The organism is Ensifer sp. ENS07, from assembly GCF_014852185.1.
GTDB lineage: Bacteria > Pseudomonadota > Alphaproteobacteria > Rhizobiales > Rhizobiaceae > Ensifer > Ensifer adhaerens.
Genome location: NZ_JACVBE010000001.1, coordinates 378,736 through 399,552, shown reverse-complemented (window position 1 = coordinate 399,552; position 20,817 = coordinate 378,736). Strand labels below are relative to the sequence as shown.

Here is a 20,817-nt window from a genome sequence, read left to right as displayed (position 1 = left end):
GATCAGGATGCCATTAGTAGGAAAACGAGCGCTGCGATCGCCGGGCCGCCCTGGATGAGGAGGATGCGCGGCTTGACCGACCACGCGCCATATATAGCGGCAACGACCACGCACACAAGGAAGAACACCTTCAGCTGAAAGGCAAAGGCGGCTTCCGCCTGGATCAACGACCAGAACAGACCGGCGGCAAGAAAGCCGTTGTAGAGCCCCTGGTTGGCCGCGAGCACCCGTGTTGTCTCGGCCTGCTCGGCCGTCATGCGGAACACGGCCCTTCCCTTCGGCCCGGTCCACAGGAACATTTCCAGCACCAGAAAACCGATATGCAGCAAGCCGGTCAAAGCAATCAATGTGTTTGCAATGATCGTCATAATTGCTCCCACCGCCGTTCGTCCCACACGGTTAGCATGACGGCAAACGCGAGACTATCGCTCGCTGCGCATTGCATAGATGCCGCTGACCAACACCAGAGCCGCTGCCAGCCCATACCAGGTCAGCGCATATTGCAGGTGGTTGTTGGGCAGGTCGAACTGGGTGACACCGCCAATCGGCAGACCGCCCGGATTGGGCGTCGCATCGGCATCGACGAACAGCGGCACGACCTTGTCGGCGGGAAGGCCGACGGAAGACGCCATCGTGTCGAGATCCTTCCAGTAGAAGATGTTCTTGGCGAGGTCGTTGTCGGGAACGAGCGACGACGGCTTTCCGTCAAGCTTCGGCCTTGCAAGACCATGAACGCCGACGAAGGCGGGAAGCTCGCCGGCAAGCCGGGTCGACGCATCCTTCTGCTCGAAAGGCACGAAACCGCGATTGACGAAAAGAAAACGGTCGTCGTCCAGCCGTAGCGGCGTGAAGACGTAATAGCCGGTGCGGCCATTGAACGTCGCGAAGAAATGCCGCTCCTTGGTGTGGTCGAACCCGCCGGTCACCGAAACCGTGCGGTAGTCGATGTCGCCACCATCAGCGAGGATCTTCTCGATCTCGGCAAGCGTCGCCGGCGGCGCAGACCTGCGCTCGGCCATGGCCGAAAGCAAGCTTTCCTTCCAGTGTAACCGCTGCATCTGCCAGGTACCGAGCGAGACAAGAATGGCAAATGTCGCGACGAGCAGCAGCAACGTGCCGATGCGGCCGATCAGGCCACGCTTTTTGCTGGTCGCGATCTCAGCCACGGTCGATCTCGCCGGGACGCGCATTGTTGCGGTATTGCAGGTTGATCAGGATACCCTTCAGCATCCGCGTCAGGCCGAGGCTGAAGATCACCGCAAGCGGGATCCACAAGATGAAATGCAGCCAGAGCGGCGGGTTGAAGTTGACCTCCGCCCAGAGCGCCGCGCCGACGACAATGAAGCCGACGATCAGGATCACGAAGACCACCGGACCGTCGCCGGCATCGGCGAACTTGTAGTCGAGATCACAGCTTGCGCAGGCGGGCTTGACCTTCAGAAACCCGTCGAAAAGCTTGCCCTGGCCGCAGCGCGGGCAAAGCCCCTTGATCCCGGTCATCACCGGGTCAACCGGCGGGAAATGTGCCTTGTCTTCACTCACGGCTTGATCTCGATTGGCGTGTTGTTGGGAACCATGGCCCAGATTTCTTCCATTTCGGCATTGGTAACGGCAATGCAGCCATTCGTCCAATCGAAGCGCTGCGTCAAAAAGGCCAGCCAGCCGAAATAATTGGGCTGGCCATAGATCATGATCATGCCGCCCGGATCGACACCGTTCGCGGCAGCGGCAGAGACATCGGCCGGCGCCGGATAAGAGACGTGGATGGACTTGTAGTAACCGCTGCCGGGATTGCGCCAGTCGAGAGAATAGAGCCCTTCCGGCGTCCTCTGGTCTCCCTCCTGACGCTTGTGACCGATGGGGTTGCCGCCGAGCGCAACCGTGTATTCACGGATCACCTGGTCACCTTGGAAGAGCTGCAACAGCCGCCGCTCCTTGTGCACGACAACCCTGTCCGCGCTATCGGCCGCCGCAGCGGGAAAACCGCCGGATACCACTAGCGTAGCAGCCACCAAGGCCAACCTCATTTCCGTCTCCCATCAAGCCGATCGGCGGCACACCACCAAAAGAACAAGGCGGCTGCATGACTGCAACCGCCCTGTTCCTTGACTTAGATGCTCGCGCTATCAGCCGTGCGCGATCGGCGCGCCCCAGCTTCCCCAGATGTAGATGGAGAAGAACAGGAACAGCCAGACGACGTCAACGAAGTGCCAGTACCAGGCGGCCGCTTCGAAGCCGAAGTGCTGCTTCGGTGTGAAGTCACCACGCAGTGCACGGAACAGGCAGACGAGCAGGAAGATCGTGCCGACCAGAACGTGGAAGCCGTGGAAACCGGTCGCCATGAAGAAGGTCGCGCCGTAGATCGAGTCCTTGAAGGCGAAGGGAGCGTGGGCGTATTCGTACGCCTGGACGAAGGAGAACAGCACGCCGAGCACGACCGTCAGCGTCAGGCCGTTGATCAGGCCCTTGCGGTCATTGTGCAGCAGCGCGTGATGCGCCCAGGTCACCGTCGTGCCCGACAAAAGCAGGATGACGGTGTTGTAGAGCGGCAGGTGCCACGGATCGAGCACTTCGATGCCCTTCGGCGGCCAGACGCCACCGGTGAAGGTAGCGCGGGTTGCCTGGATGGCTTCGCCCGGGAACAGGCTCGCATCGAAGAAGGCCCAGAACCAGGCCGCGAAGAACATCACTTCAGAAGCGATGAACATGAGCATGCCGTAGCGCAGATGCAGCGAAACGACGCGGGTGTGGTGGCCCTCGTGCGCTTCCTTCACCGTGTCCGACCACCAGCCGTACATGGTGTAGAGCACGATGATGAGGCCTGCGAGCAGGATCCAGACGTTGGCAAGCTCGAGGCCGAAGATCTTCAGCGAGCTACCCGACAGGTAACGCATGTAGCAGATGCCGCCGAACGCCATGACAAAGGCGCCGATGGAAGCAAGCAGCGGCCAGGGGCTCGGGTCGATGATGTGGTAGTCGTGATTCTTCTGATGCGCACCGGCCATGTCAGTAATCCCCGATATGTCTCTCTCTTGTCGCCCTTCCGGCATAGCCGAAAAGGACCTCCAGTCAAAGTTTGTTCTCTTCCGTCTTCACCTGCGCGACCGGTTTCGACGGTTCGCGCGGATAGAAGGTGTAGGAAAGGGTCAGCGTCTTGATGTCCTTGGTCTCCACCGCCTTGACCATGTCCGGATCGACGAAGAATACCACCGGCATCTCCATCTCCTCTCCCGGCTGCAGGGTCGTCTCGGTAAAGCAGAAGCACTGGACCTTGTTGAAATAGGCGCCCGCCTGCATCGGCGTGACGTTGAAGGTCGCCTGGCCCGTCGTCGGCTTCGACGACAAGTTCTTTGCCTTGTACATCACCTGCACCGTTTCACCGATGCGGATGTCGATGTCGCGCTGGACCGGCTTGAACTCCCAGGGCAGGCCCCCCGAAGTGTTCGCGTCAAAGGTGACCTTGACCTTCTCGTCGAGGATGACGTCGGACGCCTGCTCGACGCGCTGCGTCGTGCCGTTATAGCCGGTGACGCGGCAGAACATGTCGTAAAGCGGTACAGCCGCATAGGCCATGCCCACCATGCCGCCAACGAAAGCGAGGCAAGTGCCGACGACGACGCGGTTGGAGCGCTGCGAGCTTGTGGTCTGCGGTGGTTTCGTCATGCCATTTCGCCTCAGTTGACCATGCCGTTGCCGAACTTGATCAGCGTGACGATGTAGAAGAGGACGACGAGGCCGAAGAGCACGAAGCCGAGCGCGATGTTGCGGCCGCGGCGCGATTTCTTCTGGGCATCAGTGAGCTTGACGGTTTCCATCAGGCAATACTCCCGGCATTCAGCCAGATATTGACGATCAGGTGATCCGCCATCAGGGCGGAGAAGATCACGAACAGATACATGATCGAGAAGGCAAAGAGCTTCTTGGCCGGCAGCATGCGCTCATCTGATTCCGGCATGCGCAACACGCCGATAGAGTACCACACGAAGCCAAGGCCGAGGGCCGCTGCGACTGCGCCGTAACCAATGCTCGCAAAACCGAGCAAGGTGGGACAGATGCCGATAAGTGCAGTCAGAACGGCGTAGATGACGATTTGCTTCTTGGTGGTCGCCTGGCCGCAGACATTCGGCATCATCGGTACGCCGACGGCGCCGTAGTCGCCCATCTTGAAGAGGGCGAGCGCCCAGAAGTGCGCCGGGGTCCACAGGAAGGTGATCAGGAAAAGCACGATGCTCTCCACCGACACGGCGCCGGTCACGCAGGCCCAGCCGATCATCGGCGGGAAAGCGCCGGCAGCACCGCCGATGACGATGTTCTGCGGCGTCGAGCGCTTCAGCCACATCGTGTAGATGACCACGTAGAAGAAGATGGTGAATGCGAGCAACCCGGCTGCGAGCCAATTGACGGCGAGCCCGAGGATGATCACGGAAAAAGCAGACAGCGTCAGGCCGAATGCCAGCGCTTCCTGCGGCAGGATCTTGCCTGCCGGGATCGGGCGCTTGGCGGTACGGGTCATGACCGCGTCGATGTCGGCGTCATACCACATGTTCAGCGCGCCCGAGGCGCCAGCGCCGACGGCGATGCAGAGGATGGCGATGAAACCGATGAAAGGATTGATGTGTCCTGGTGCCAGCACCAGCCCGGCGAATGCCGTGAAGACGACCAGGGACATGACACGCGGCTTCAAAAGCTCGAAGTAATCGCGCGCAGAGGCTTCGGACAGGCGCGGTACGCCTTCCATGCCGACTGCTTCGTGATTGTCGATGACCGTCATGTCCTGTCCCTGCAAAAGTCCCGGCCGCAAGGGCCGTGTGTCGCCGGTTGCCCGGCGGGGTGAAGCCGCCGGAACCGGCGGCTTCTGTTCTTTGCCCGTCACTTGATGCGCGGGAGCTGTTCCCACTGGTGGAACGGCGGCGGCGAAGACAGCTGCCATTCCAGAGTGTTCGCGCCCTCGCCCCACGGGTTGTCGCCAGCGACGCGCTTCTTGGCGAAGGCTTCGAAGACGCCGAAGAGGAAGATCAGGACGCCGACGGCTGCGATGTAGGAGCCGTAGGACGAAACCATGTTCCAGCCGGCATAGGCATCCGGATAGTCGATGTAACGGCGCGGCATGCCTGCGAGGCCGAGGAAGTGCTGCGGGAAGAAGATCAGGTTCACGCCGATGAACATGACCCAGAAGTGCAGCTTGCCGACGAACTCGGAGTACATGTAACCGGTCATCTTCGGGAACCAGTAGTACCAGGCAGCGAAGATTGCGAAGACAGCGCCGAGCGACAGAACGTAGTGGAAGTGAGCAACCACGTAGTAGGTGTCGTGCAGCGAGCGGTCGAGGCCGGCGTTGGCGAGCTGAACGCCCGTGACGCCACCGACGGTGAACAGGAAGATGAAGCCGATCGCCCAGACCATCGGGGTCGTGAAGCGGATCGAACCACCCCACATCGTCGCGATCCACGAGAAGATCTTAACGCCCGTCGGAACAGCGATGACCATCGTCGCGAAGACGAAGTAGCGCTGCGTGTCGAGCGACATGCCGACGGTGTACATGTGGTGTGCCCACACGATGAAGCCGACGGCGCCGATCGCGACCATGGCGTAGGCCATGCCGAGGTAGCCGAAGATCGGCTTGCGCGAGAAAGTGGAAACGATGTGGCTGACGATGCCGAAGCCCGGCAGGATCAGGATGTAGACTTCCGGGTGACCGAAGAACCAGAACAGGTGCTGGAACAGGATCGGATCGCCGCCGCCTTCAGGCGCGAAGAAGGCCGTGCCGAAGTTGCGGTCGGTGAGCAGCATGGTGATGCCGCCTGCCAGAACCGGCAGCGAGAGCAGAAGCAGGAAGGCGGTGATCAGAACCGACCAGGCAAAGAGCGGCATCTTGTGCAGCGTCATGCCCGGAGCGCGCATGTTCAGGATCGTGGTGATGAAGTTGATCGCACCGAGGATCGAGGACGCGCCGGCAATGTGCAGGCCGAGGATGACGAAGTCCATCGCCGGTCCTGGCATGCCCGATGTCGAGAATGGCGGATAGATCGTCCACCCTCCCCCTGCGCCGTAGGCACCAGCCGGGCCTTCGACGAACATCGAAAGCAGCACGAGCAGGAAGGCAGGAATGATCAGCCAGAAGGAGATGTTGTTCATGCGCGGGAACGCCATGTCCGGCGCACCGATCATGATCGGAACCATCCAGTTGGCGAAGCCACCGATCAGCGCCGGCATGACCATGAAGAAGATCATGATGAGCGCGTGCGCGGTCGTGAACACGTTGAACATGTGCTTGCCGCCGTCGATGGCAGCATCGCCCTCGAAGCCGTAAACCATCTGCGCCAGGCCGTGGAAGATCTGGATGCCTGGCTCCTGGAGCTCGGCGCGCATGAAGATGGACAGCGTGCCGCCGATGATGCCCGCGAAAATCGCGAAGATCAGGTAGAGCGTGCCGATGTCCTTGTGGTTGGTCGACAGGAACCAGCGCTGGAAGAAGCTCAAAGGCTTATGCGCATGGTCTGCGTGGCCATGATCGGAGTGATCATGGCGTTGGTCGTGATGAACGGCTGTTCCAGCCATGGGTCGAGCTCCCCTTCCGATTACTGTGCGGCGTTAGCGGCGACGTCGACGGTCTTGGCCGAGTCGATGGACGCCATGAGCGCCTTGTTCGCATCGCCAACATTCGTTGCGGCGGCTGCGAGCCAGGTGTCGTATTTTTCCTGCGAAACCACGCGGATGGCGATCGGCATGTAAGCGTGGTCCTTACCGCAGAGCTCGGAACACTGGCCGTAGTAGAGACCTTCGCGCTCGGCCTTGAACCAGGTTTCGTTCAGGCGACCGGGAACGGCGTCGATCTTCACGCCAAAGGCAGGCATTGCAAAAGCGTGGATCACGTCAGCAGCGGTGACGAGAACACGAACCGTCTTGCCGACCGGCACGACGACTTCGTTGTCGACGGCGAGCAGGCGCGGATATTCTTTCTTGTCTTCCTTGCCGAGCGTCGCGCGATCTTCTTCCTTCATCATGATGCTGTCGAAGGTGAGCGGGCTTTCGCCGACCTCATACTCGTAGGACCAGTACCACTGGTTGCCGGTCGCCTTGAGCGTCAGGTCCGGATTGGCCGGCGGCGTCAGCTGCGCGGTCAGGAGCTGGAAGGACGGAATGGCGAGGAAAAGAAGGATGACGACCGGACCGACGGTCCAGACGACTTCGATCGCGGTGTTGTGGCTGGTCTTGGACGGAACCGGGTTCGCGCTTTCGCGGAACTTGATCACAACGATGATCAAAAGGAGGAGAACGAAGAGAGTAATCGGAATGATGAACCACAGGGTATAATGTTCAAACCACGTGATTTCTTCCATGATGCCCGTAGCGGCCGTCTGAAAATTCGTCTGCCATTCGACAGGCTTGTCAGCAAAGGCGCTCGAAGCAAAAAGCAGACAGGCAAGCGCTGCCAGAACTGCATAAGCCTTGTTTTTCACAATGTGTCTCCCCAATGCGCTTGATCAGGATCAAACCGGAACGCAGAATCCCTGCGATACTGCTGCGCTTCAAACCACAGTTTGTCCGATGCCGCAACATCTGACCAATCAACCCCATGCGGCATTTTTGCACAAACGCAGCTTTTCACACAGGCACCCCTCGAAACCCGTGGCGAAACCACCTATAGGGGCTCTTCTGCGCGCTTGGCGATCCGATTGCACAGCGCTTTGACGGCGGCGCGCCGGATAGGGCGCCCAACCCGCCCAATTTCCGCCATATGGCGCTGGAATGTGCCCCGCAGGGCTTTTCATTTATTCCTGCGCGCTTCAAGAATAGCCCTGATGATTCGACGTTTTGAGGTTTACATGGGCCTGCCCCTCTTTTCCCGACTGTCGGCCTTCGCCGCCTTCGGCCTTGCCGTTCTCGCTCTCCCGGCTCAAAGCCTGGCCCAGCAGCCCGCGGGAACACCCGGCACGGTCAAGTCCAACCATGGCGCATGGTCGATCGTCTGCGATCAGCCGCCGGGCGCCTCCGCTGACCAGTGCGCGCTGATGCAAAACGTCATCGCCGAAGACCGGCCGGAAGTTGGCCTGTCGGTGGTCGTTTTGAAGACTGCGGATCGCAAGGCCAAGATCCTGCGCGTACTCGCTCCGCTCGGCGTGCTTCTGCCGAACGGCCTCGGCCTGAACGTCGACGGCAAGGATATCGGCCGCGCCTATTTCGTGCGTTGCTTCTCCGACGGCTGCTACGCAGAAGTGGTGCTCGAGGACGAACTCCTGAAGACCTTCCGTTCCGGTGCGACGGCGACCTTCATCGTCTTCCAGTCGCCCGAAGAAGGCATCGGCATCCCTGTCGACCTCAAGGGCTTCGGCGAAGGCTACGACGCGCTGCCCTGAACGGCGACAAATTCAAAGACAAACAAAAAGCCGCGCTTCGAGCGCGGCTTTTTTGTTGGCCGCCGCCGAGCATAAAAAACAAGGCCCGGATCGATGATCCGGGCCTGATGCATGCGAGAGCGACGCGTCTTTAGATGATGTCGGTCCCGACGATCTTGATGCCGAAGCCTTCGAGGCCGACATAGTGGCGTTCGCGCGAAGCGAGCAGCCTGATGGAGCTGATGCCGAGATCCTTCAGGATCTGCGCGCCGAGGCCGATTTCCAGCCACTCGTTTTCGCGCGCCTGCGCCTCGTCGTGCGCTTCGCGCTCGTGCTTGCCCTTGCGCGCCGTCTGCGACACGCCGACGCCGACCGAGCCTTCGCGCAGATAGACGATGACCCCCCTGCCCTCGTCGGCAATGCGCTTCATGATGCGGTCGATCTGGCAGTCCCTGCCGAAGACGTCGGCGCCGACATTTTCGAGATGCAGGCGAACCGGGATATCGACGCCATCACGGATGTCGCCAAAGACGACGGCGAGATGCTGCATCGGATCCCAGGGCAGAGAATAGGAATGTCCCTTGGCCGCACCATAGGGCGTCTCGATATCGAAGGAGCCGCCATGCTCGATCAGCGTTTCCTTGCGCTGGCGATAGGCGATGAGATCGGCGACCGAAACCTGCTTCAGGCCATGGGTGTCGGCGAAGCTCGCCACCTGCGGCCCACGCATGACCGTTCCGTCGTCATTGACGAGTTCGCAGATGACGCCGATCGGCGGCAGGCTGGCGAGCCTGCAGAGGTCGACGGCAGCTTCCGTATGGCCGGAGCGCATGAGAACGCCGCCTTCGCGCGCGACCAGCGGGAAAATGTGGCCGGGGCGAACGAAGTCCGTCGGCCCGACATTGGGATTGGCGAGGTTGCGTACCGTCAGCGTGCGGTCGTCGGCGGAAATGCCCGTCGTCGTGCCGTGCTTGAAGTCGACCGAGACTGTGAAGGCGGTGGTGTGCGCGGAATCGTTTTCCGCCACCATGGCGTTGAGGTTCAGGCGCTTGGCCTCCTCGCGCGGCATCGGCGTGCAGACGATGCCCGAGGTGTGGCGCACGATGAAGGCCATCTTTTCCGGCGTGCAATGCACCGCCGCGACGATCAGGTCGCCCTCGTTCTCGCGGCCGTCGTCATCGGTGACGACGACGATTTCGCCGGCCTCAAAGGCGCGAATGGCATCGACGACACGCTTCTGATCATAGGACATGGTGTTCTTCCCGAATTGTCTGGGCCGGTTGAAGCCGAATTACTTGAGGCGGCCGGTCTGGCCACGGTCACGCAGGTAGTGATCGGCGATCGTGCAGGCAAGCATCGCCTCGCCGATCGGCACGGCGCGGATGCCGACGCACGGATCGTGGCGACCCTTGGTACGCACATCGACCTCGTTGCCGTCGCTGTCGACCGAGCGTCGCTCGGTGAGGATCGACGAGGTCGGCTTGATGGCGAAACGCGCGATCACCGGCTCGCCGGTGGCGATGCCACCAAGAATACCGCCAGCATGGTTCGACAGGAAGACAGGCTTGCCATCGGCGCCGATGCGCATCTCGTCGGCGTTTTCCTCGCCGGTGATTTCGGCCGCACCGAAACCGTTGCCGATCTCGACACCCTTGACGGCGTTGATCGACATCAGGTTCGAGGCGATGTCCTGGTCAAGCTTGGCATAGATCGGCGCACCGATGCCGGCGGGCACGCCCTCGGCAACCACTTCGACGACGGCGCCGATCGAGGATCCGGACTTGCGGATGCTATCGAGATATTCTTCCCAGACCGGCACGATCTCCGGATCCGGTGCGAAGAAGGGGTTGTTGTCGACCTCGGTCCAATCCCAGTTGGCGCGGTTGATCTTGTGTTTGCCGATCTGCACGAGCGCGCCGCGCACGACGAGACCCGGCACGACCTTGCGGGCGACACCACCGGCAGCGACGCGCGCCGCGGTCTCGCGCGCCGAGGAACGGCCGCCACCGCGATAATCGCGGATGCCGTATTTCAGATCGTAGGTGTAATCGGCGTGGCCCGGACGATAGCGCTTGGCGATCTCGGAATAGTCCTTCGAGCGCTGGTCGGTGTTTTCGATCAACATCGAGATCGGCGTTCCGGTCGAGATCATCGTCTCGCCGTCCTCGTCGAACATGACGCCGGAGAGAACCTTGACCAGATCGTCCTCGCGGCGCTGTGTCACGAAGCGCGACTGGCCGGGCTTGCGCTTGTCGAGCCAGACCTGGAGTTCGGCGAGCGTGAAACGGATGCCGGGCGGGCAGCCGTCGATGACGCAGCCGAGCGCCGGCCCGTGGCTTTCGCCCCAGGTGGTAACGCGGAAGAGATGACCGAAAGTGTTATGCGACATGAAGGCAACCGACCCTAAGCAAGCAACGGCCGTACGTTTTGTACGCGGATGCCTTCTCTTAGTGGAAAGCCGGAGATGGGGAAAGGCTTTTGCGACCTGACGCGACGTCCTTCATCACGACGCCAGGCGCAAGCCGCGTTCGGTTGCAAAGGCGAGAAACTTCTCCGCGCTCAACGGCCGGGCAAATGCGTAGCCCTGCAGCACATCACAGCCCAGAATGCCGAGCATTTCGGCATGCGCCATGGTTTCCACGCCTTCGGCCACGGTCTCGATATTGAGCGAGCGGGCAATCTCGATAATCGAGCGCACCAGCGCCTGCTCCCTGCGGGCGCTCAAAACCGGAACGACGAGCTGGCGGTCGATCTTCAACCGCTTCGGCTTGATCTTCAAAAGGCTGACGATCGAGGTATGGCCGGTGCCGAAATCGTCGAGTTCGATATCGATCCCGAGCTTCTTGATGCCCTCGATGTTGGCGGCGACGATATCGTCGCTTTCGTCGAGGAATATCGACTCCACCAGTTCGAAACAGATCTGTCCGGGCGTGATGCTCAAGCCTTCAAGCGAGGACAGCAGGTCGTCGTCCTGCAGCCGCTTGGCCGAAACATTGACCGAAATCTTGGGAACCCGAATGCCGGCCGCTGCCCATCGCATCTGATCGGTGAGAGATTTCTCCAGAACGAGACGGTCGAGCATCGCCGTCACGTTGAGTTCGTCGGCGATGCCGAGAAAACGATCCGGCGTCAATATGCCCTCGCGCGGATGCCTCCAGCGCACCAGTGCCTCGACGCCGCAAAGCGCGAGCGTCGTCGCATCGAACTGCGGCTGATACCAAGGTTCGAATTCGTCGCGCTCGATGCCTTCCAAAATCTCGTCGGCGATGCGCTTGGCGGTCACCACTTCCGCCTGCAGCACCTCGGTGAAGAACTGGTAGCGGTTCCGGCCCGCCTCCTTGGCGCGGTAGAGCGCGATATCGGCGTTGACGAGCAGCTTGCGCGCGTCGATGTCGGCGCCATACCCGACTGCCACGCCGATGCTGACACCAAAACGGCAGGGAAATCCGTTGTAGTCGACCGGCTGCCGCATCGCGGCAATGATCCGGTCGCAACGGGCAGCAAGCGTCGCCTCGCCCTGTTCGCCGGTAACGGCGACAACGAACTCGTCGCCACCGATGCGGGCAATGATGTCGCCCGACGATGTGTTCGCCCGCAGGATCTCCGAGGCATGGATCAGCATGGCGTCGCCGGCTGCGTGACCCAGGGTGTCGTTGATCTGCTTGAACCGGTCGAGATCGATATGAAGGATGGCGATGTCCTCACGGTCGCTGCCGGCGTCCAGGGTCAGTCGCTCCAGCGCCTTGTCGAGCATGCGGCGGTTGCCGAGCCCTGTCAGCGGGTCATGCAGTGCGTTGTGCTCGATGCGAACCCGGGCCTGCTCCAGCTCGGCGTTCTTTGCGTCCGCCATGGCCTTGGCCGCGCGCAACTGTTCCGTCATCAGCACGTCGTCGGTAACATCGAGCGCCATGCCAACGAATTTCCGTGCACCGTCCGGCGCGACGTGCAGCTTGCCGACCGAGCGGATGTGGCGAACCGCTCCGGCCGACAATATCACCCGCACCTGATGCACATAGGTTTCGTCCGCTTCGATGGCGCGATTGACCGCGTTGAGCGCCGGCTGCCGGTCATCGGGGTGCAGCGCTTGAAGCCATGTCTGCTCGTTGGTGGCACCGTCGGTATAGACCAGCCCGTAGAGCTGATGCATGCGCTCGTCCCAATAGGCGACGTTGTTGTCGAGATCGGCCTCCCACATGCCGCAGCGATAGGAATCAAGAGCGAGGTCGAGACGTCGTGACAGGAGTTCTAGATCCTGTTCACGCTCGTAGAGACCCTTCAGCGCCTGCTCGAGCTCAAGGTTCTGCTGGTCGACCTGTGCCTTGGCCGCACTCAGCCGCTCGTTCTTGAGCACATCGTCGCTGACATCCCAGCTGATACCGGTGACCTTGGCGCGGCCATCGGCGCCGCGGTGGCTGGACCCGACATTGCGGATGTGGCGCACCGTACCGTCGTGCAGAATGACACGATACTGCGATCGGTACTCGAGGCCGTCATCGAGGCTACGGAACAGCGCATTGGCGGCAATACCTATGTCGTCAGGATGCACGGTCGCGCGCCACTCGTCGTACGTGGGCTCGTCCAGATGCACCTCCAGTCCATGCAGGTGGAACATCCGGTCGTCCCAGGAACGCTGTTGGCTCTCGACGTCGATTTCCCAGATGCCGATCTTCGACGCGTCGAGCGCGAGGTTCAGGCGGTGAGACAGCGTCATCACCTCCCCTTCCCGCGCCTTCAGCTTGGCGATGTTGCGCTGTCGCTCGTTGACCAGGCCGCCAGCCAGGAGGATCGGGATAACCACCACCGTGACGGCGACGGCGATCGCCAATTGGATGAAGCTGCTGTTTTCGGGAAGCTGCTGCCATCCACCGACGGGCATGGCCGCTAGCTCCCACACGCCGCCTGCGAGCTCCAACCGGCGGTTGACCGGCGCGGCGCGAAAAAGAGCGTCGTCGCCATAGAACGCATCCTGTATGCGGTCCGGCTCGGAAATATCGCGGATCGCCAGGTGAACGTCGACATGGCGGTGGTCCCGCGCCAGTTCCGGCGCCCCGCCGCCCGACTCGAGCAGGCGCGCGGCGCGGTACAGCGCCTTCTCGTCGAGTATGGCCTCGACGTAACCCCAACGCTCCATGCGTCCCTGGACCTTGGAAAAGACTGGCAGGAACAGCTCGAAACCATTGCGGCCGCTTGGCAGCCGGATCGGGCCGATCATCACCGGCCTGACCGTCGAGGACGCACGCTCGATGGCATGTCTTGTCGCGCCGAATCGGTTGAAGTCGCTGCCGACGAACCATTGCTGGCTCTCGCGCGGAAAGGCGATCCGCACGACGCCGCCGGGCGCTGCCGAGGCGCGCACCATCTGCGGATTCTGCAGGAGGAGCTTCGTCGCCATGACGGTGAAATCGTCTGTTGTCATGGCCGGATGCACGCCGATGCTGTTGGCAAAACCGTTCAGCGCGGCAATGCTGGTGTTAACCTCCGATTGCAGGCGGTTGGCAATGAGGTTCAGTTCGTTCTCGACGTCGATCCTGAGGTCGTTCTGGAAGTTTTCACGGTTTTGCCGCTCATAGACATGCCCGCCCGTAAACACGACGAGGCCCGCGATCGCCGCAGGAATGAGCGACGGTTTCGCAAATCTGGCGGCGGCCCGAATGCGCTGGCGCAGAACGTCAATGATCTTCAATCTCTTCCCCTCGATCCCCAACCAAAGGTAGCGAGCGAGTCTTAAGATTGGCTTTCGTCACAATTCCCTGGCAAACCCTATAATTCATGGGGAAACCACACCGCCGATACCCGGAGTTCGGCCCCTGCCCGCTTGAAAAATACGGTACCGCCGTCCAGTCTCCAGAGTTCGGATAGACCATCAAAAAAGCGGGGGCGTCCGGCCAAAAGCCACGCCGCAAGGCAATTTTTGCCACAATCGGGGATCAAAGGGGAGTGACAAGGATGTTCGCAGAAACGTTGAAGAGGGCAAGAAGAATGCGTTTTGTTATTGCCGCACTCATGGCCACCGCAGGGCTGCTCTCGCCCTTGTCCGCCCTTGCCGAAAGCGCCGACGTTGAAGCTACCATTACGGGTGTTGATACCGAAAGGCTGAGCCTGTCGCTTGACGACGGCAAGAACTATCAGGCGCCTGAGGAATTCAATTTCGAAGGCCTGAAGGCCGGCGTGAAGGTTCTCGTCTTCTACACGGAAGTGGACGGCAAGCGGGTCATCAACGATCTCGAAATCGTTCAATAGAAAGCGCGGCCTTACAGGCCGCTGCGCGGTTCGCCCGAACCGGATTTCCACATTTCTGAAAAATGACCTTTATCGGATGCCCCTCGCGCGGGCATCCATGTGAAGCGCTTTGGCGCGTCGTTGCGCCAATCTACGCCCGACGCTTCAGGCTATCAGACCCAGCCGATGGCATTGCCGGAGATGCGCAGAAGGCGGTCCTGCGGGATCGCCGCGGTCGCGGCCTCCTCGGCTTCCATTTCCCCGAAAAGCTTGAAGAGCACGCGAATGACGCCGCCGTGACTGACGCAGACCGTCGGCTTCGTCACGTCCCTGAGCCAGGCGGCTATGCGCCAGGACAGAATTTCGTAACTCTCGGCATCCTCACCGGGCGGAATGAAGTCCCATTTCACCGCGCGCCGCTCGGCGATCCTCTGTGGCGCCGAGCGCTTGAGTTCGGGCAGCGTGTGCCCTTCCCAATCGCCGAAGGAAACTTCCTTGAGCCGCTCGTCGGTGCGGTAGGCGTCCGGATCGAGCCCCATGGCCCGCCGGACACGCTCCATGGTCTCGCGCGTGCGGCCGAGCGGACTGGCGACGAAGTCGAAATGCCGGGCATCGGCGCCGAGGATGCCTCCAAGCGCCACGCCGTTGCCGGTCGCCTGCTGGCGACCGAAATCATTGAGAGGGATATCCTTTTGCCCCTGGAGCCGGCTTTCGGCGTTCCAGTCGGTCTGTCCGTGACGGATCACATAGATCAGCACAACATGTCTCCGGGCTGCAGGCTGCCGAATCCGACTTGGCGGTTCGGTCAGTCCTTGATCACGGAGATATCGGGCGCATCCACAGCCTTCATGCCGACGACATGGTAGCCGCTGTCGGCGTGGTGCACTTCACCGGTAACCGAGCGCGACAGGTCCGAAAGCATGTAGAGGCCGACGTCGCCGACTTCCTCGATGGTGACGGTGCGGCGCAGCGGCGCGTTGTACTCGTTCCACTTGAGGATATAGCGGAAGTCACCGATGCCGGAGGCGGCCAGCGTCTTGATCGGGCCTGCAGAAATCGCGTTGACGCGGATGTTCTTGGGGCCGAGGTCGACGGCGAGGTACTTGACGCTTGCTTCCAGGGCAGCCTTGGCGACACCCATGACGTTATAGTTCGGCATGACCTTTTCGGCGCCGTAATAGGTCAGCGTCAGCATCGATCCGCCGTCCGTCATCAGCTTTTCAGCGCGACGGGCAACCGAAGTGAAGGAGTAGACCGAGATCTGCATCGTCTTGGCGAAGTTGTCGGCCGAGGTATCGACGTAGCGGCCGGTCAGTTCGTCCTTGTCGGAGAAGCCGATCGCATGCACCACGAAATCGATCTTGCCCCACTTCTTCTCAAGCGCGTCGAAGACCGCGTCGATGGTGGCTTCGTCGCTGACGTCGCAATGGCCGGCCATGAAGCCGTCGATTTCCGCGAGCAGCGGCTCGACGCGCTTTTTCAGAGCGTCGCCCTGATAGGTCAACGCAACTTCACCACCCTGCGCGTGGATGGCCTTGGCAATGCCCCATGCGATGGAACGGTTGTTTGCAACGCCCATGATGACGCCGCGCTTGCCCTTCATCAGACCGGATGCCTGAGCCATGGTAAGTCCCCAATACTATTCCAGCATCGGCCGTCGCCGGTGCCAAAGATCAAAAATGTCACAGACGCCCCACGAGAACGGGTGCGGCAAAATGTCGAGAATTGCCTATGGCATAGCCGCAAGGGTGGTTCAAGCACGGCTGAGATCAGGAACTGTTAGTCCCCGTAATATTGGTTCAGTGTGTCAGCGAACTGTCACAAATGGCCTGTCACAGATAGAGGCCGTCGCGCTGCGACTTCATCAGATCGGTGATCTTGTCGTCGGGCGCCTCGGGCAGGACCAGCCGCAATTCGACCAGCAGATCGCCATGCGTACCATAAGCACCGGGCATCCCCCTGCCCGCAAGGCGGATGACCTTGTCGGAGCCGGACCAGGCCGGCACGACCACCGTAACCTGCCCGACCGGGGTTTCGAGCACCTGTTCGCAGCCGAGCACGGCGCCCTGCAGATCGATCGGCAAGGTGGTCATGAGATCGAGGCCGCGGGCGCGGAACGTCCCGCCCTGGTCGACCCTGAGCGTGACGACGACGTCGCCACGGGTCATGCCGGTCACCCGATAGCCCTGCTCCGCCAGACGAATGCTCTGACCGTCGACGGCGCCCGGAGGGATCTGCACCTTCAGGCTTTCGCCGTCGGGAAGCTCGACGCTGAGGCGCTGGCGATTGATCAGATCGTCAATACTGACGGCGAGATCGACGGGAAGATCCGGGACCTTCTCGGCCGTCTTTGCCGCGCGACCCCGGATGCGCCGGACGATCGCCGCCACAAGCTCGGCGGCCGGTGCTGCTGCACGCTGCATCAGCGGAGTCTCTGTCTTGAGAGCGTTTTCCTGCTGCGGTTCGGGGGCTGGTTCCGGCTTGCTTTCGGAAGCCTGGGCCGGGCGCTCCGGCTCCTTTGCTGCCGCAGCCGGCTTGGGCGATGGTTTCGGCGTCGGCTTCGGCGATGGGCGGGCCGACTTGCTGCGGGTCTCCGCGCCGAAAATCTGTGAAATGGCGTCCTCGGCGGTCTCGGCGTCGACCGGCGCCTCTTCCTGAGGCCGCATCTTTGCCTTCATCGCCTCCATGCGACGAAGCTCGGCTTCGCGGCGCGCGTAGTCGTAGCGGCTTCTGAGCTTCGGGTCGCGCAGCAGCTCATAGGCCTTGCCGGCTTCGGCAAAACGCTCCGCGGCGTTGGGATCGTCCTGGTTATGGTCCGGATGCACAGCCTTTGCCAGCGAACGCCAGGCGGCCTTGATTTCATCCTGCCCGGCATTGCGCCGCACCCCGAGGATCACATAGGGATCACGCATGGTTTCTACCATCTTCTCTGATCGGCGGCCTCTCCCTGATGCCCGCCTTTGCCCCGATTGCAGGCGCCATTGTCGCCCGTCCACTGAACACCGATGATCCGGAGAAGTTGCTAAATAGTGGTTAGCCACGCGGCCTCATGTGGCCGTTGAGACGGCAACGCCGGCCGTCATGCGCGCATTTGCCAAAACGTGGTTAATCACCGATTTCAACGGCTTGCGTCGAACGCTCGCTCAGGCGCGCGGGCCGAAGCTCGTCAGATACCAGGCGCCGTCGCCGCCCTGGCAAGTGCTGCCGTCGAACTTGGCGATGCCTTCGTAGGAATGACGCGTCGTGGTGAATCGGCGGCAGAGCATGCCGCTGGCGCGGTCTTCCTGGATGCTGCTGATGACACCGGCACTGCCGGAGGTCGCATTGGCCCAGGGAATAGGATTAATGGCGCCGCTGTTGAGCTCGGCCGATGTCACGGCGTTGCGAACCATCACCGCATCGGAAAGGCCATCGGAGGTCTTGGCAACGGGAACTGTGCCCGTCGAAACCGTGCGGTCGACTCCGCTGCCGAAAAGGTCGAGGCCAGCCCCCATGCAGCCGGACAGCGCCAGGACCGGCAGGCAAATTGCCGCGCTACGCAGCAAGGCGAAGGAATACCCCTTCTTGGCGTCGATCCACTTTGCTATGTCTTGCACGGCAATCCTGTCAGACTCGCTGGAGCCGCACGTTTCTCGACAAGGTCAACATACCAGGCTCCGACATTTTCGATGCGGAAACACCGGTCGGGCTCATCCCGAAGTATTTCCGCGCCAGACATCACGGCATTGGAACGCAATATGGCGGCGAATGAGTTAACAAGCGGTGACTTCACCGAATCAAATGAACCCTTTTCCCTGTTTGGCACATGGCTGAAGGACGCGGAAGGTAGCGAGATCAACGACCCGAATGCGGTGGCGCTCGCAACCGTCGATGCCGACGGACTGCCGAATGTCCGCATGGTGCTGCTTAAGGGTTTCGACGAGCGCGGCTTCGTTTTCTACACGAATTTCGAAAGCCAGAAGGGTGAGGAGATCCTCGGCGCCCGCAAGGCGGCGATGTGCTTCCACTGGAAATCGCTGCGTCGGCAGGTGCGCGTGCGCGGCCCGGTCGAGATCGTCACCGACGAGGAGGCCGACGAGTATTTCAAGAGCCGGCCGCGCGGCAGCCGCATCGGCGCCTGGGCCTCGAAGCAGTCGCGGCCACTCGAAGGCCGCTTCGCGCTGGAAAAGGCCGTTGCCGAATACACGGCCCGCCACGCGCTCGGCGAAATCCCGCGCCCAAGCTATTGGTCGGGCTTCCGCATCTGCCCGACGTCGATCGAATTCTGGCACGACCGTCCGTTCCGGCTGCACGACCGGATGGAATTCCGTCGTGAGGCGCCGGAAGGCGGCTGGGAAAAAGTGCGCATGTACCCTTAAGGCACCGATGCCTGCCTCCCGCAAGAGAGGCGCGAAATCGATGCCCGGCCACGCACGTTGCCGGGCATCACTCGTCCCTTTGCCCGGCCTGAGCCGCTCGTTTCTGTTGAGCGCTCTTTGATGACGATCGATGTTCGTGACGCGACGCTCGACGATATAGCCGGCTGTCACCGCTGCCTCGATGACGTCTCCAAGGAAGGGCGGTGGCTTTCACGGCTGAGCGCCCCACCCTTCGACGGCTTTGCCACATACATGGCCGACCTGCATCGCGCCCAGGCACCCCAGATCGTTGGGGTCGACAATCAAGTGGTCGGCTGGTGCGATATCCGGCTGGATGCCTCACCTGTTCGCGCCCATGTCGGGACGTTGGGCATGGGGCTCCTGGCCGCCTATCGCGGCAAGGGAATCGGCAGCCGGCTCCTGCAACTGGCGATGCAACGCGCTAGTGAACGCGGATTGGAACGCATCGAGCTCTCCGTCCTCCACGAAAATGTCGCTGCCCGGGCACTCTACGCGCAATTTGGCTTCCAGATCGAAGGCCGTCGTGTTCGCGACTGGAAACACGACGGTGTTTACCAGGACAGCATTCTCATGGCTTTTGCCTTCAATTGACGTCGAAGCACTCGGCTGCCCAAGTCGCCTTTTCTAGCCGGCCGCCAGGCGGAACGGTATGCCGGAGGCCAGAGCCGAAACGTAGCGGGCGCGCTGGAAATGGCCGTTCAGAGAAATGCGCGGTAGCGCATAAAGGCTGGCTTTCGCGCGAGCGATGAGCGTGCCGGGTTGGGTGGTGACGGCCAGGGTGAAACCCAAATCGGCGACGATGCGGTGGTCGCGTGCGGATAGCGCCGGTGCGTCGCCATAGGGATAGGCGAAAGTCTGGGGCGGCCGACCGGTGATCGCCTCGACGCGCCGCAGCGATCCCTCAATCTCCCGCCGCGCCTCAGCATCCGTCAGGCGCGCGACCGCGCGGTGGCTGATCGTGTGGGCGCCGAGGCTCGCGATAGGACTTTCGATCAGGCGCCGCAAACCGGCCTCGTCCAGTGTGAGGCGTTCGGTAATCGCCTGCGGATCGATGCCGCCATCGAGGGCTGCAGCGTTCAAGGAAGCGATCGCCTTTGCCTCATCATGGCCGTGAATGAACGCCGCAATGCGATTGAAGACGGCATGCCTTTCGGCCGCGGTCGACGCCTGCAATGTTTCTACGCCACGGCCGAAGTCAAAGCGCAGCTTCTCGCTCGTTGCGAGCATATCGGCAAGCGTCTCCCACCAAAGCGTATGGGTGCGATCGACGAACCCGCCGGTCACGAACACCGTGAATGGCGCCTGATGGCGCTGGAAGACCGGCAACGCGTGCTCGAGATTGTTCCGGTAGCCGTCATCAAGGGTAAAGCAGGCGACCGGCCCACCTTTGGCGGCCAGCGCCTCCGGCAAGTGTTCGAGCGGGGTGAAGCGATAGCCGTCGCGCTTCAGCGTCCTCAACGCGACATCGAGGAATTCCGGCGTGATTTCCAGGTGCGCATTGGGATCGAAGGCACGGGCAGATTTCGGCCGGACATGATGCAGGGTAAAGATCGCCCCCTGCCCACGCGCGCCGGCAATCAGCCCGGCGCGGCTCAGCCCCCCCGCGACTTCCAGCCCACCGGCAATTGCGGCGCGGCGAACAATTGTCCTGATCATGCCCTTGATGGTCGCCCCCAAATCTGGCCCGCGAGGTTCCGGCGCGGACTAACAGCCTGGAAAGTTAACGGCGAGGGCGTTAAACCTTGTTGAACGGGGAGAGCGTTCATCGGCCATTTACCACAACCTCGAAAACAAGGTCGGCTCGCCACATTCCGCCCTAAAGTTGCAGCAAAGACACGGATCTTGTCACAAAACGAAACAGCTTTGCGCCTTGCCGAGGGCGC

Annotated in this window: 22 protein-coding genes; 4 read left to right on the top strand and 18 right to left on the bottom strand. The window is 61.7% G+C overall.

Features of this window, described 5'->3' with window-relative positions; translation table 11 throughout:
- Positions 1-2: 2 nt before the first annotated feature.
- The 10 genes from IB277_RS01860 to coxB all read right to left on the bottom strand — a co-directional run bounded on the left by IB277_RS01860 (position 3) and on the right by coxB (position 7,460).
- Positions 3-368 (bottom strand): DUF1304 domain-containing protein, encoded by a 366-nt coding sequence (locus tag IB277_RS01860; RefSeq protein ID WP_090294771.1) that lies wholly within the window; start codon positions 366-368, stop codon positions 3-5.
- Between the two features lie 54 nt (positions 369-422).
- Positions 423-1,190 carry an SURF1 family protein gene (locus IB277_RS01855; RefSeq protein WP_110818485.1) on the bottom strand — a complete coding sequence of 256 codons (768 nt, stop codon included), beginning with the start codon at positions 1,188-1,190 and terminating at the stop codon, positions 423-425.
- Entirely contained in the window at positions 1,159-1,542 is a 384-nt protein-coding gene (locus IB277_RS01850) for a DUF983 domain-containing protein (RefSeq protein WP_034801241.1), read from the bottom strand. Before IB277_RS01850 ends, IB277_RS01855 begins: the two co-directional genes overlap by 32 nt.
- Positions 1,539-2,027 carry a murein L,D-transpeptidase family protein gene (locus IB277_RS01845; protein ID WP_110818486.1) on the bottom strand — a complete coding sequence of 163 codons (489 nt, stop codon included), beginning with the start codon at positions 2,025-2,027 and terminating at the stop codon, positions 1,539-1,541. The genes IB277_RS01850 and IB277_RS01845 overlap by 4 nt, the downstream gene beginning before the upstream one ends.
- 99 nt (positions 2,028-2,126) lie before the next feature.
- On the bottom strand, positions 2,127-3,005 hold the full coding sequence (locus tag IB277_RS01840) for a cytochrome c oxidase subunit 3 (RefSeq protein WP_034801236.1): 879 nt from the start codon (positions 3,003-3,005) through the stop codon (positions 2,127-2,129).
- Positions 3,006-3,069: 64 nt separating this feature from the next.
- A complete protein-coding gene (locus IB277_RS01835) occupies positions 3,070-3,663 on the bottom strand; it encodes a cytochrome c oxidase assembly protein (RefSeq protein ID WP_110818487.1) in 594 nt (197 codons plus the stop codon).
- A gap of 11 nt (positions 3,664-3,674) precedes the next feature.
- The gene (locus IB277_RS01830; protein WP_043619862.1) at positions 3,675-3,815 is read right to left on the bottom strand and encodes a hypothetical protein; all 141 of its coding nucleotides are present in this window, start codon (positions 3,813-3,815) and stop codon (positions 3,675-3,677) included.
- Positions 3,815-4,771, bottom strand: a complete 957-nt coding sequence (locus IB277_RS01825; protein WP_034801469.1) for a heme o synthase — start codon at positions 4,769-4,771, stop codon at positions 3,815-3,817. The genes IB277_RS01830 and IB277_RS01825 overlap by 1 nt, the downstream gene beginning before the upstream one ends.
- A 98-nt stretch (positions 4,772-4,869) precedes the next feature.
- On the bottom strand, positions 4,870-6,558 hold the full coding sequence (gene ctaD / locus IB277_RS01820) for a cytochrome c oxidase subunit I (protein WP_034801224.1): 1,689 nt from the start codon (positions 6,556-6,558) through the stop codon (positions 4,870-4,872).
- Positions 6,559-6,578: 20 nt separating this feature from the next.
- A complete protein-coding gene (coxB, locus tag IB277_RS01815) occupies positions 6,579-7,460 on the bottom strand; it encodes a cytochrome c oxidase subunit II (protein ID WP_034801222.1) in 882 nt (293 codons plus the stop codon).
- Positions 7,461-7,826: 366 nt separating this feature from the next.
- Here coxB and IB277_RS01810 point away from each other — a divergent pair, with 366 nt between their 5' ends.
- Entirely contained in the window at positions 7,827-8,357 is a 531-nt protein-coding gene (locus IB277_RS01810) for an invasion associated locus B family protein (RefSeq protein ID WP_034801218.1), read from the top strand.
- A 130-nt stretch (positions 8,358-8,487) separates the two neighbouring features.
- On the opposite strand, the gene ribB is transcribed toward IB277_RS01810, so the two are convergent.
- The 3 genes from ribB to IB277_RS01795 all read right to left on the bottom strand — a co-directional run bounded on the left by ribB (position 8,488) and on the right by IB277_RS01795 (position 14,019).
- Complete coding sequence (gene ribB / locus IB277_RS01805; protein WP_060516306.1) at positions 8,488-9,588, bottom strand: 3,4-dihydroxy-2-butanone-4-phosphate synthase; 1,101 nt, start codon at positions 9,586-9,588, stop codon at positions 8,488-8,490.
- Between the two features lie 39 nt (positions 9,589-9,627).
- On the bottom strand, positions 9,628-10,725 hold the full coding sequence (gene aroC / locus IB277_RS01800) for a chorismate synthase (RefSeq protein ID WP_034801213.1): 1,098 nt from the start codon (positions 10,723-10,725) through the stop codon (positions 9,628-9,630).
- 114 nt (positions 10,726-10,839) lie between these two features.
- Entirely contained in the window at positions 10,840-14,019 is a 3,180-nt protein-coding gene (locus IB277_RS01795) for an EAL domain-containing protein (protein WP_110818488.1), read from the bottom strand.
- A gap of 296 nt (positions 14,020-14,315) precedes the next feature.
- On the opposite strand from IB277_RS01795, the gene IB277_RS01790 reads away from it, so the two are divergent.
- On the top strand, positions 14,316-14,576 hold the full coding sequence (locus IB277_RS01790; RefSeq protein ID WP_034801209.1) for a DUF1344 domain-containing protein: 261 nt from the start codon (positions 14,316-14,318) through the stop codon (positions 14,574-14,576).
- A gap of 152 nt (positions 14,577-14,728) precedes the next feature.
- Here the strand turns inward: IB277_RS01790 and IB277_RS01785 are convergent, their stop codons facing one another.
- From IB277_RS01785 to IB277_RS01770, 4 genes are all read right to left on the bottom strand, one after another.
- Positions 14,729-15,313: a histidine phosphatase family protein gene (locus IB277_RS01785; RefSeq protein WP_034801207.1), complete on the bottom strand. Its 585-nt coding sequence runs from the start codon at positions 15,311-15,313 to the stop codon at positions 14,729-14,731.
- A 47-nt stretch (positions 15,314-15,360) separates the two neighbouring features.
- Entirely contained in the window at positions 15,361-16,179 is an 819-nt protein-coding gene (fabI, locus tag IB277_RS01780) for an enoyl-ACP reductase FabI (protein ID WP_034801205.1), read from the bottom strand.
- 208 nt (positions 16,180-16,387) lie between these two features.
- The gene (locus tag IB277_RS01775) at positions 16,388-17,479 is read right to left on the bottom strand and encodes a DnaJ C-terminal domain-containing protein (RefSeq protein WP_090294775.1); all 1,092 of its coding nucleotides are present in this window, start codon (positions 17,477-17,479) and stop codon (positions 16,388-16,390) included.
- Positions 17,480-17,698: 219 nt separating this feature from the next.
- Positions 17,699-18,151 carry an RT0821/Lpp0805 family surface protein gene (locus IB277_RS01770; protein WP_034801195.1) on the bottom strand — a complete coding sequence of 151 codons (453 nt, stop codon included), beginning with the start codon at positions 18,149-18,151 and terminating at the stop codon, positions 17,699-17,701.
- A 72-nt stretch (positions 18,152-18,223) separates the two neighbouring features.
- Between IB277_RS01770 and pdxH the strand changes: the two genes are divergently transcribed.
- Together pdxH and IB277_RS01760 are read left to right on the top strand one after the other, a co-directional pair.
- A complete protein-coding gene (pdxH, locus tag IB277_RS01765; RefSeq protein WP_082566261.1) occupies positions 18,224-18,913 on the top strand; it encodes a pyridoxamine 5'-phosphate oxidase in 690 nt (229 codons plus the stop codon).
- A gap of 120 nt (positions 18,914-19,033) precedes the next feature.
- A complete protein-coding gene (locus tag IB277_RS01760; protein ID WP_110818489.1) occupies positions 19,034-19,525 on the top strand; it encodes a GNAT family N-acetyltransferase in 492 nt (163 codons plus the stop codon).
- Between the two features lie 33 nt (positions 19,526-19,558).
- Here IB277_RS01760 and IB277_RS01755 read toward each other — a convergent pair whose 3' ends face one another.
- On the bottom strand, positions 19,559-20,590 hold the full coding sequence (locus tag IB277_RS01755; RefSeq protein WP_090294823.1) for a polysaccharide deacetylase family protein: 1,032 nt from the start codon (positions 20,588-20,590) through the stop codon (positions 19,559-19,561).
- Positions 20,591-20,817 lie beyond the last annotated feature (227 nt).